The 11,259-nt window shown below is 56.6% G+C and carries 9 protein-coding genes; 6 read left to right on the top strand and 3 right to left on the bottom strand.

What is annotated here, in order from left to right; all coding sequences use genetic code 11:
• Positions 1-136 precede the first annotated feature (136 nt).
• The 4 genes from VKV18_RS11275 to VKV18_RS11260 all read left to right on the top strand — a co-directional run bounded on the left by VKV18_RS11275 (position 137) and on the right by VKV18_RS11260 (position 4,088).
• Positions 137-1,066 (top strand): alpha/beta hydrolase, encoded by a 930-nt coding sequence (locus tag VKV18_RS11275; RefSeq protein ID WP_324204305.1) that lies wholly within the window; start codon positions 137-139, stop codon positions 1,064-1,066.
• A gap of 17 nt (positions 1,067-1,083) precedes the next feature.
• A complete protein-coding gene (locus VKV18_RS11270) occupies positions 1,084-1,776 on the top strand; it encodes a thymidine kinase (RefSeq protein ID WP_324204304.1) in 693 nt (230 codons plus the stop codon).
• A gap of 72 nt (positions 1,777-1,848) precedes the next feature.
• Positions 1,849-3,153: an NCS2 family permease gene (locus VKV18_RS11265; RefSeq protein ID WP_324204303.1), complete on the top strand. Its 1,305-nt coding sequence runs from the start codon at positions 1,849-1,851 to the stop codon at positions 3,151-3,153.
• A gap of 206 nt (positions 3,154-3,359) precedes the next feature.
• Positions 3,360-4,088 carry a phosphoadenylyl-sulfate reductase gene (locus VKV18_RS11260; protein ID WP_324204302.1) on the top strand — a complete coding sequence of 243 codons (729 nt, stop codon included), beginning with the start codon at positions 3,360-3,362 and terminating at the stop codon, positions 4,086-4,088.
• Between the two features lie 32 nt (positions 4,089-4,120).
• Here VKV18_RS11260 and VKV18_RS11255 read toward each other — a convergent pair whose 3' ends face one another.
• From VKV18_RS11255 to VKV18_RS11245, 3 genes are all read right to left on the bottom strand, one after another.
• Positions 4,121-5,959 (bottom strand): N-acetylmuramoyl-L-alanine amidase, encoded by a 1,839-nt coding sequence (locus tag VKV18_RS11255; protein ID WP_324204301.1) that lies wholly within the window; start codon positions 5,957-5,959, stop codon positions 4,121-4,123.
• A gap of 285 nt (positions 5,960-6,244) precedes the next feature.
• Positions 6,245-6,673: a hypothetical protein gene (locus VKV18_RS11250; protein WP_324204300.1), complete on the bottom strand. Its 429-nt coding sequence runs from the start codon at positions 6,671-6,673 to the stop codon at positions 6,245-6,247.
• A gap of 105 nt (positions 6,674-6,778) precedes the next feature.
• A complete protein-coding gene (locus VKV18_RS11245; RefSeq protein WP_324204299.1) occupies positions 6,779-9,268 on the bottom strand; it encodes a DUF6600 domain-containing protein in 2,490 nt (829 codons plus the stop codon).
• A gap of 250 nt (positions 9,269-9,518) precedes the next feature.
• On the opposite strand from VKV18_RS11245, the gene VKV18_RS11240 reads away from it, so the two are divergent.
• Both VKV18_RS11240 and VKV18_RS11235 read left to right on the top strand, forming a co-directional pair.
• Entirely contained in the window at positions 9,519-10,529 is a 1,011-nt protein-coding gene (locus VKV18_RS11240) for a YncE family protein (RefSeq protein ID WP_324204298.1), read from the top strand.
• A gap of 61 nt (positions 10,530-10,590) precedes the next feature.
• A complete protein-coding gene (locus tag VKV18_RS11235) occupies positions 10,591-11,256 on the top strand; it encodes a response regulator transcription factor (RefSeq protein WP_324204297.1) in 666 nt (221 codons plus the stop codon).
• The last annotated feature ends 3 nt before the right edge of the window (positions 11,257-11,259 follow it).

Raw genomic sequence — 11,259 nt, 5'->3', positions numbered from 1 at the left:
GCTATAAACGCTTGTAGTTATTTTTGAAGTTGATGCTGCAACAATAAAGGCGTGGGAAGCGTGCTTCGAAGCGACCCCCATTCCTCCTTTACCGCCGTAGAGACTAAATCAGGGACTATGCGTTATACTTATAGACATGCCGAGCCGCCAGCTTAAACCACGCGAAGATATCCGCACAAAACGCTTTTTTCATCCCACCTATTTCGGCTTAGGCCTGATCGCCGGTGGCCTCTTGTGGGGTGGTCTTGCAGTTAGCTACGCCTACATCGCCACACACCCACCCCGTATTCCCGTTTTTTTACCCAAAGATGCCCGAAGCATCGGGCTAGAGGAGGTTACCTTTCTCTCACGCGATGGCATCGCCCTGAGTGGCTGGTTTCTACCGGCCAAAGGCGAGGCGATTGGTGGGGTTGTTCTCTGTCACGGGCATCTCTATAATCGCATGGAGATGCTCTACTGGGCTCGACTTCTGCGGGAGGCCGGTTTCCACACACTCCTGTTCGACTTTCGTAAATCGGGACGAAGTGGCGGGCATGTCTGTACGGTCGGTTATTTAGAAACAAACGATCTGCTTGGGGCGGTAGACTACTTTGCTGCCCGCCCGGAGATGCATGGCCTTCGCATCGGCGTTTATGGGCACTCCATGGGCGGTTCGGTGGCCTTGATGGCCGCTGCGGATGACACTCGTTTGGCTGCGGTTGTTACTCACGGCGCCTTCGCCACCCTTGAACGCGCCGTCATTCGGCGCGGGCGTTTACTTTTTGGCCCTCTCGGAACGCTTATCACCCCTTTGGCCATTTCCATTGGCCGGCGCTGGATTCCCATCTCTCCTCATGCGGTTTCCGCGCTGAAGGCCATCGGCAAGATCGCTCCTAGGCCCGTTCTGCTATTTCACGGGCAACACGATCGCATCGTTCCCGTTAAAGATGCTTACGATCTCTATGCGGCCGCCTGCCCTCCCCGTGCGCTTCACGTGCTGCCGAAATCCGGCCATGTCTGGATAGCTCCAGAAGAGCTGCCCGAGTATGACCACCTGCTTGTAAAGTTCTTTACAACTCACCTCTGAAGGCGTGGAGAGAAGCGATGCCTACGCGCACCAGACAGCCCGGCTCTATAACGGTTATCTGTGGATGTATGTTCTCCGGAAAAACCGATGAGTTAATTCGGCTTGTACGGCGAGCCCTCTATGCCCGAAAACGAGTACAAGTTTTTAAATCGGCACTCGATACCCGCACCGATAACACCGTTATCAGCACCCACGACGGTGTGCGATTTCAGGCCATCGCCGTGCCCGATGCCCGCACCCTTGAGACACTTCTAGACCCACGGGTCCATGTGGTGGGAATTGAAGAGGTTCAATTTTTCGATGAAGCCATCGTTCCCCTCTGCCAACGCCTCGCCGATCGTGGGATAGATGTGATTGTGGCAGGTCTCGATCAGGATTTTCGTGGCATGCCTTTTGGCATTATGCCCACCCTGCTGGCGCTCGCCGAGAATGTCATTAAACTGCACGCTATCTGTAAAGTCTGTGGGGGAGAGGCCACACGTACCCAACGCCTTGTGAACGGACGCCCCGCCTCCTGGAACGAACCGACCATCCTTATCGGGGCAGAGGAGACCTATGAGGCACGCTGTCGCCGTTGCCATCGTGTGCGCAATGCCCCCATCCACAGTGCCCGCGGTACGCACCCCATGCCCCCCACCCGCACTCCAGAGGTCACCGACCCGCGTCAGCTTGAAATGTTCATGGAGCCGGAGGTAGACAACGAGTGCTAGCGTGAAGCCCCAAAAGGGATGCGCTTTGCCTTACGGGTACCCTCTTGTCTGTTTATGGAAAAGGAGAGAGAAATGCTTGAAAAACGGTTTACCCTCGCAGCACGTCATACGGACATTCGCACGGAGGTGGCAGCAGGCTTCACCACCTTTATGACAATGGCCTACATTCTCTTTGTAAACCCCTCTATTCTCTCCAATATTCCGGGCCTACAGCATAGCGCGTCCGCATTGGCAGCGGCTACAGCGCTTACTGCCGCCATTCCTACCCTGCTTATGGCACTGTTAACCAACACGCCCTATGCCCTCGCTCCAGGCATGGGGCTTAACGGCGTGCTCACCTTCGATGTCTGTTTGCAGCACCATGTTCCCTGGCAAACCGCCATGGGCGTCGTGGTGATTGAAGGGGCGATCATCGCCGTGCTCGCGCTCACCCGGGCCCGCGAGGCCATTATGAACGCCATCCCCATGGGGCTAAAAAGAGCGATAGCTGTGGGCATCGGCCTGTTCATCACCCTCCTTGGCATGGTGAACGCCGGCCTTGTAAAGGCCAACACTGCCGATGCCCCCCTCACTTACGGCTCCTTTCATCACAAAGAGGTGCTTGTGGCCAGCCTTGGGCTGGCTCTTACTCTTCTCTTTGTAGCTTTTCGCTGGCGCGCGGCGCTGCTGTTAGGTATTCTCTGTACCACCATCATCGCCCTCTTCACAAAAGTCGTTTCCCTTCCTCCCGCCCACCAACTCCTTCAACTACCGCAATTCACTACCCTAGGGCGAGCAGATGTGCTTGGCGCTTTGCATCCGGCACTTTGGTCCACTATTCTGGCCTTTGTCATGAGCGACTTTTTCGACGCCATGGGCACCATACTCGGCGTGGGGCAACAGGCAAATCTTGTGGATGCGGAGGGACGCCTGCCCCGTCTCCGTGAAATTCTGTTTGTAGATGGGTTCGCCGCACTCTGGGGCGGCTTTTGCGGTGCATCGAGCGCCACCACCTACATAGAAAGCGCCAGCGGCGTTGCTGCAGGCGGACGCACCGGTCTGACCTCCCTCGTCGTTGGCATTCTCTTTTTACTCGCGCTCTTCTTCTCGCCCCTGGTCATCATCGTGCCGGCGCAGGCCACCGCACCTGCCCTTATCATTGTGGGGTTTCTCATGCTTTCGAGCGTTCGCGACATCGAATTTCATCGGTTGGAAGAGGGGTTTCCGGCGTTTATCACCATTGTTACAATTCCCTTCACCTACTCCATCGCACGAGGAATCGGCTTTGGATTTCTCTCCTATCTTTTGGTTATGTTGGCGCAACGACGCTGGCGCGAGATCAACCCGCTGTTGGTGCTTGTATCCGTGCTCTTCGTTCTCTCTTTCTGGTTAGGGTAGAAGCCCGACGACGCTAAAAGCTTCTCCTATGCGGTAGGGCGCATTTCGCAACCCCCGATAATGTAGGCTCCCTTTCGGCATTCACCACCTTGCTTTTAGGCCGGCAAGATTTTTTGGGAACTTGTTGACAGGGAGAGCGTATTTCTGATATACTTCATATACTTAGTTAGTTTATCGAATTAGTCAGATTTAGAAAGAGGAGAACGATGACCCTGCCACCACCAAGCCGTGAAGCTCTTACCGCCTTGAGTAACTGCCTGGAAGAGCATTCCCCTCAAGAGATTCTGGCCTGGGCGGTTAAAATCTACGGAGAGAGGCTGGCCATGGCCACCGCCTTTGGGGCAGAAGGTTGTGTTCTCTTAGATATGCTGGCCCAATTCGGCCCTCTTGCAAAACTTCCTTTTATCTTCAATCTTGAGACCGGCTACCAGTTCCCAGAAACGCTGGCCCTGAGGGAACGCATTCAGGAGCGCTACGGCCTTACCGTTCATTTTGTGCGTCCTGAAGAGACCGTTGAGCAGATGGAAGCCCGTTTTGGCGGCCCGATCTATCACACCAATCCCGACGAGTGCTGCCGCCTAAGGAAAATCGTTCCCCTTCGTAAGGTGCTTAAAGACTTCGATGCGTGGGTAAGCGCCATTCGACGCGATCAAACCCCCGACCGCGCTCAGGCCGGCATTGTGGAATGGGACTCCAAATTCGGCCTAGTCAAAATAAGTCCACTGGCGAATTGGACTCGCGAGGATGTTTGGGCCTACATTCGCACCCATAACGTGCCCTACAACCCTCTCCACGACCGTGGCTATCCCTCTATAGGCTGCTGGCCTTGCACGCGCCCCGTGCGCGAAGGGGAGGATGAACGCGCGGGACGTTGGGCCGGACTACAAAAAACGGAGTGCGGTCTGCACAGCCGCCGCCCCGTGCGCAGCTCTTAGGAAGGCTCGGTACCGATTCGATTCAGCCGTCTCTATCTGTCTTTAGGCAGCAACAGGGCCGTCTGCGAATGCCCCTCAATGTAGAGTCGCAGCCCCCGACAGATGGCCTCGGCCACCTTTTCTTGAAAATCTGGGTCTATGAGCTTGCGCCGATCCACCGGATTATCAATATAGGCCACCTCAATGAGAATGGCCGGCATTTGGCTTTCACGCAGTACGGCCAACCCGTGCTGATAGAGGCTGCTATCGGAGCGGGCGCCGCGGCTGGGCAAGCCCGTTACGGCCGCCACAGCGTGTTGCACGCAGTTGGCTAACGCCCTGCTGCTTGGGTCCTCCATATGGTAGTAGGTGGTGGTGCCGGATGCCTCTCCTGGATGGCTACAGGCATCGTTGTGAATGCTGATGAAAAAGTCGGCATGAATGGCGTTCGCAAGGGCTGGCCGGGCAGACAGGTCTACATCTCTATCTCGGTCTCGCGTCAACACCACGCGCGCGCCGCACGCCTCGAGAACTCTTCGTAACTTGAGCGCAATGGCCAAGGTGATGTTCTTTTCGGCATAGCCGCCTGCCGTTGCCCCCGTTGCAGAACCACCATGTCCTGGGTCTACGACAATCAGCTTATCTGCCAAGACCCCTGTCGCGTTGCGCGGCAGGCGTAGACGCAAAACCACCTGATCGGCTCGCGGATCGAGCACAAACCCATCGTAGCGCGGGGTACGCAACCGGATACGCACCACCGGAGGCGTCTGATCGAGGGCAATGGCTTGCACTTCGGTTAATAGAGGATGCCGGAAGCTTTGATCGGCTTGGGTCGAATCGGTGAGGGCCAAAACGGCACCGGGCAAGTCCAGCTGTAACCCACCGTCCTCCGTGTAGCGAATAGAAGGCTGCAAAGGCCCCGTTGTAAATATCCGAAGCGTGGCGCTTTGATCGTTGTCCGGTTCAAATACAATGCGTTGAATCTGGACGAACTTTGTTGCCGTGGGAGCATTCGGATTTGCAGGACTGTTCCCTTCCCCCGCCCCTTCGGTGGCCGCCCCTGTTTGGTTTACCGCAGGACTAGTGGCCGATTCGTTCGACGGGGCGGCCGTGCTCTCTCCCCCCGGCGTCGTCGGCACCTGTAGCCCTCCGGGGCCTTGGGGTTTCGCAGTGCCACCGGTATTCGCCATTGCAGCCATCTTCGCCGCTCCTTTTGGGTCTTTCCACAACACGACGATAACCTGCCCTTCGGCATCGGCCTGTCCATCCCCTGCACGTACCCGTAGGCTCAAGGGCAGATTCACCGCCACGCGCACTACGTCGGGCTTGAACTGCCCCACCCGTAAGTTTTGCGTCTGCGGGTCATCGTCGGGCAGGGTCTGATTCAGCAAATCAGGAGCTAGCTTCGCACCAAGGCAGTCCACATAGCCCACCCGCTGACCATCCTCATCTATCATACGCACCTGATAGGGCACAGGAAAGGAGGTGGTAAAGCGTATGGCCCCCTGCTGTAAGCGCACATCGGTTACACGCGCCAACAGATAAACTTCGTCGAAGCTTGTCGCGTTCAACGCCCCATTGGCATGGCTATCTACCGTAAGAATATCGGCGGGAAGCAGGCGGGCTAGGTCGGAGAGCGCCAACATAGGTTTTCCCTCCGGTCGCGCAACGGCAAGCTCGGCTTCCTGTATCGGATGCCCGTAGGTTATCCGCACAGCATCTCCCCGTTTGTTGAGATGCCCCTGTGCCCCTACCAGCGTAAGGATGTCGAGCGGAACAAAGGTTTCGCTACCATCGGTCAGAGGCGATGTCGAGGCCTCTAACGGCTTGCCGCCCACAAAGACGCGGACGGGGCGTAGAGCGCTATCCGCTTTCGCTTGTCTTGGAGACAAACAAAGCACCCCCCCTACAACGCAGATAAGGAACGCGATCTTAGACCCTATGAAGCTGCCGATAGCGAAAGGGCTTTTCTGAAGCATAGCCTTTCCCTCACTTGCTAGGATTTTTGCCTGAACGGCCGAAGGCACACCCAATTGACGCTGTTGTGCTCTATATTCCTACATTTTCGGAAAGATTCCTACCCATTTAGAACGGCGTTCAGAGGATGCTGAAAAGCAGCACGGCAGACCTGACTTAGGGCCTGCCGTTATAAAGAGACTGTTGATAGACCGAGGGAGTTACAACTTGATGTCGAGCAGGCCGCTTATGCCCACACCGGGTATTCGCCGGATGTTCTTAATGCTCTTGGTCTCTACGGGAACAAGCCCGCGAATGCGAAGCCCAATCGAACTGAAACGCCCCTCAAACTGAACAACGGCCTGCACCTTATTCACGGCTGAACGCGGCCCCATCACCTGCACACCGCCCACCTCGGTGCCGTCACCGGCAGAAATAACCGGCACCACCTTGGTGGCATAAGTGGGGTTATTTTGGGGCGTGCGTGTGAGATGGTTGATGGCACTGTTGATTTGTGGCCCAAATTTGCCGATGATCAAAGCCACTCCACCCGCTTTCAGCAGCGAGCCGAGAATATCGGCGCTGACCATACCCGCGGAAAAGCAGAGCAACACGAGCATGATAGTGGCTTTATTGACATGGCGCTTCATAGTTTTACCTCCTTGTCTTACCCTCCCATCGTTCCGGTGGGAGGGTTGTTATGTTTAGTGTAGCACATTCTCTGCTGCTTCCTGCGTCGGTACCTCATCTCCGAGCTAGCGCTTTGGGCGATCTCTCGATGTGCCGGAGCCACTGCTCCCATGGTTTTCCCCGCCACTAGGGCTGCTCGGCGCAACATGTGGCGCGGGTTGAGGTGGAGGAGGAGGCGCATGATAGACAGGAGGCTGTGGCGCGGGTTGAGGTGGAGGCGGCGACGCATGGTAGACAGGAGGCTGTGGTGCAGGCGGCGGCACATAAGGGGCCTCGCGTCGTGGTGGCATAGAGGGTGGGTTCCACGCCGGCTGCACCGGATGCGGTGTATATGCGGGCACACCCCGATCATCGTGGAACGGTGCGGGAGTATAAGGAACCGTACGCGGAGGTGCGCCACGCCCGATGGGTTGTTGGGGCGGGTTTCCAGGCCACTGCGGAGTGGGAGTAAAGCGCGGCGCGGGCGTATTCGGGCTATTCGGCTCGTAGAGCGGCCTGTTTGGGAACCTCCCCACGCCGGGCCGGTCGCGACGTTCTGAAGGCAGGAAAGGCTGCTGCTGGCCGCTTTGAATCGGTCTGCCTGGTGTAAAGCCTAGCTCACGCCGGGCCAAAGCGGCTGCATTGGCCGCCCCATTCTCCGTTGTCTCAGGATGACCTATGCGATCCGGTGCTCGCCGATTCGTGAGATAGGATGGGTACGATGGCCCCACCGTAGACGGCGTTAGCGTACGCGGCACTGCCGGTCTGTTTTCTGTTGGGCTAGGCGTCCGCGCAACGAAGTCCCTGGAACGTGAGGGAGAGAACTCCGACAGATCAGAGTTGCCACCACGCGCACGAATGGGAGGTGGCAAAACGCGCGAAGAGGCTGTGGGCGACGCCGGCTCGGTGGCAACGCGCCCTCGCATCGAGGGGTTCGGAGCATGAAATACCGCCCGTGTCTGCAATGCCGCCGGCGGTGTGACAAGTGGCATGCGCGAGCGCACGGGGGTAAAAGAGAGCGGTGTAGGCAACAAACTCGGCGGGCCAGCAATCGGTTCTACGCTTTGGTCGGCCTCCGGTGCTCGGCCTCTGGTGAAGAGATCGGCCTCAGAAGGTGGCAGCGGGCGATAGGCACTTGCCTCGCGGAATGCGGCGAGCGTGGCGTAGGTAGCCCCTGGCGCTCGACGCGCGTTGCGCGGAATAAAGAGCACACTGCCCCGATTCAGATGCGTCGCTGCATAGTACTCCGTCGTCTGCTGGAACCGCTGAAAAGCTGTCAGGGGTACCCCCGGAGGAGCTTCATTGATATTCGTTATATTCGTTACATTGTTGACATAGGTTACCTGATTCACATAGGCCGTATCGAAAGGTCGTGGCGCACAATAGGAGGAGGCCACCGGATAGTAGACGGCTGCCTGTGCGATGGAGAAGTAGGTAAACCAATCGCCATGGGCAAACGCGATGGTTAGCGTGCTTGGATAGCGTACCTCCTCAGGTGCGAGCGGTGCCCAGATCACGCGGTCTTCACAGACGCTGAAGTCTACCACAGCCGGCTGCCAATATTGACATGCCGGGCCGGGCACCCATGCCCAACCGAACGACTCATAAACCCACGTGCCGTAGTGATAGGGCGCCCATCCCCACGGCTCGTCAGAAACCCATGTCCAGCCAAAAGGCACAACCCACACCCAGTGCCCGTCGCAGTAGGGACGCCAGTCCGCGCGCTCGACGTGAGGGCACCAAACATAACCGTAATTGGGCGTATAGCGCCAATCGCCGTAGTTGTCTAAATCGCCGGCCACCAGGCCGATGTTAGGAGGTAGGTGATGCGCACCGTACAACATCACTCGATCACGATGATCGTTCCAAAGATCCCACTCATCTTCAGGAGGAGCTAGGCGAACATTGTACGGGCTATCTATGCTTTGCAAAAAAACGTAGTCCCCTGCACGCAGTTCCGCCTCGCCTTGCTCCCCGTCTAAAACTGCGCGTCCCTCTTGCACACAAACCTCCACACCGTCTCCAACCCCAACGCGAACACGTGCCTTTTCGTTGACTTTAACCGAGGCGTCCGGGGTGTCTATTTGGTAGATAGAGTAGGCGTGGCGCGTTACCATGGTTGCCAGCCCGTTGGTTAAAACGATCTGGGTAAACTCCCCTTGTGAATCGCTGTAGAGGGTCTGTAGTGTCGCGAGAGCGCCTCCTCCTAACCTTAATAGGCTGCCATCATCAAACTGAATCTCTGCACGGCCTCCATCCGTTACCCATACCTGTGCCCCCTGCCTCATGGGCAGATTCACCGAGGCGTAACTCCAGTCGGTAGAGGGGCCAGGACGCCACGTTACGTTGCCTTCCACATAAGAGAAGCGCGCAAGGCGCACAGCCCCAGCCTCACCCTGTTCGGAAGGAGACGGCGAAGCCTCAGGGGGAGTAGAAGGAGTAAAAGCGCTTGAGCCGTTTTCTCGGATGCGATAACCTTGGTCATCATCTTGCGCTTGCGCGGCACGACCCAACATCGTGATCCCCGTAGCGAGCAACAGCGTGATCATAGCCATAAAGTAATATCTGTTTCTCATTTTCCTTCACCTCTTCGACCTTTCGGCCGACCTGCCCTAAGAAGTATCCAACAACACGACTACATTAGCGTTCTCTAGGGCACCGGTGCGTCTTCCTCTCCGTATTTCGATCTGAAGTCTGTACCATAACACCGTGTGCCAAAAGCGACCTCATCGAGGGCGCTTATTTACAACACCTTGTAATTAAAACGGATAGCGCGCCGCAATGTGACGATATGCTCGCTTAAAACGCTGAGGAGGAGCTTCTTCCGTGAGAAAATTTCTAAGAACCTGCTTTCACCTTGCCTTGTGGCTAGCTGCAGCCGGCCTTGCAGGCAACTGCACTCCCACCCCATCCAGACTGCCGCTCACATTCGTTGCCGACATCCCTCTGCCCGGAGGAACAAGCCGTTTCGATTATGAGAGCCTCGACCCCAACCATCACCTGCTTTTCATCGCACACTTAGGGGCGGATAGTGTCGTGGTTTTTAACACGCAAAAGCGCAAGGTGGTTGCAGTCATTCCCAATCTGCCCTCTGTTCACGGCGTCCTCGTTGTCCCCTCTATCAAACGCATTTACGCTTCAGCCACCGGTGAAAATAGGGTGGCAGCCATAGACGAAAGCTCTCTACGTATTCTTGCCCGCATTCCGGCCGGAGACTATCCGGACGGCATGGCCTACGATCCGTTAACGAAAAAGCTCTATGTATCCGACGAATTCGGGCGTACCGAAACCGTTATAGACACACAGACGAATCGCCGTTTGAAGACCATCCCGCTCGGCGGAGAGGCAGGAAACAGCCAATACAACCCGATTGACCATCGAGTCTATGTGAACGTGCAGACATTGAACCAGCTTGTTGCGATAGACCCAGACACCGACACGATCGTTGCTCGCTATCCTATTCCGCGCTCCTGCGAACACGATCACAGCCTACTCATCGCTCCGGACCAAATGCTGGCCTTTGTGGCTTGCGAAGGCAACGCAAAACTTGCTGTCTTCTCTTTGAAGACCAAGCGTTTCCTGCCATCGGTTTTCTCTGTAGGCCAAGACCCAGATGTTCTTGCGTTCGACCCATCGCTTCGTCGCCTTTACGTGGCAAGCGAAAGCGGTGTGCTCGCTGTTTTCCAGGTGGAAGGCACCACGCTTCACAAGCTGGGTCTAGCCTATCTAGCATACCGTGCCCATAGTATAGCGGTAAACCCACAAACGCGAGAAGTCTACCTGCCGCTGCAGAATGTAAACGGGCGTGCCGTCCTTCGCATTCTCCACGAGAATTGAAGAAAAGATGTCATAAAGAAGGGTATAAAACCTCTAGCACAAAACGCGCAAGACCACGCCGATGAATATCCTGATCGTAGAAGACGATAAGAGCGTCGCCCGCTTTCTACAGCAAGCGCTTAACGAAGCCGGCTACACCACACAGGTTGTGGAGGATGGAGAGACCGCACTTCGCTTGGCCGTCAACATCGCCTTCGATCTCATCCTCCTCGACGTAATGCTGCCTCGCAAAGATGGCTTCACTCTGTGTAAGGAGTTGCGTGCGGCCTCCGTTACCACCCCCATCCTCATCATCACCGCGCGCGACACGCTAGAAGACAAAATTGAAGGCCTCGATAGCGGCGCCGATGACTACATCGTGAAGCCCTGCCAAATCGGGGAACTGTTGGCGCGAGTCCGTGCCCTTCTGCGTCGTGGCACCTCCAGTCCACCGGTGCTTCGTGTCGCCGATCTCACTCTAGACCCGGCCACCCGAAAAGTCTGCCGTCAGGGAAAAACCATCCATCTTTCTATGACGGAGTTCGCCCTCTTGGAATATCTCATGCGGAATGCAGGGCGCGTGGTAACACGCTTGATGATTCTGGAACATGTTTGGCAGTACGACTTTGAAGGCAATGACAATGTACTGGATGTGTATATAAGTTACTTGCGAAGTAAGATTGATCGCGGCTTCGCCCGCCCACTTATTCACACGGTACGTGGTGTGGGCTACCGTCTGGAGGGCTAACTC

This window comes from Chthonomonas sp., assembly GCF_035294505.1.
Classification (GTDB): domain Bacteria; phylum Armatimonadota; class Chthonomonadetes; order Chthonomonadales; family Chthonomonadaceae; genus Chthonomonas.
Note: the sequence above shows the minus strand (reverse complement) of the source record. Positions and strands in the feature narration are given on the sequence as shown.

What these genes read in the sequence shown, in the direction of transcription:
- VKV18_RS11275 (WP_324204305.1), top strand. Translation starts at nt 137, where the DNA reads ATGCCGAGCCGCCAGCTTAAACCACGCGAAGATATCCGCACAAAACGC.
- VKV18_RS11270 (WP_324204304.1), top strand. Translation starts at nt 1,084, where the DNA reads ATGCCTACGCGCACCAGACAGCCCGGCTCTATAACGGTTATCTGTGGA.
- VKV18_RS11265 (WP_324204303.1), top strand. Translation starts at nt 1,849, where the DNA reads ATGCTTGAAAAACGGTTTACCCTCGCAGCACGTCATACGGACATTCGC.
- VKV18_RS11260 (WP_324204302.1), top strand. Translation starts at nt 3,360, where the DNA reads ATGACCCTGCCACCACCAAGCCGTGAAGCTCTTACCGCCTTGAGTAAC.
- VKV18_RS11250 (WP_324204300.1), bottom strand. Translation starts at nt 6,673, where the DNA reads ATGAAGCGCCATGTCAATAAAGCCACTATCATGCTCGTGTTGCTCTGC.
- VKV18_RS11245 (WP_324204299.1), bottom strand. Translation starts at nt 9,268, where the DNA reads ATGAGAAACAGATATTACTTTATGGCTATGATCACGCTGTTGCTCGCT.
- VKV18_RS11235 (WP_324204297.1), top strand. Translation starts at nt 10,591, where the DNA reads ATGAATATCCTGATCGTAGAAGACGATAAGAGCGTCGCCCGCTTTCTA.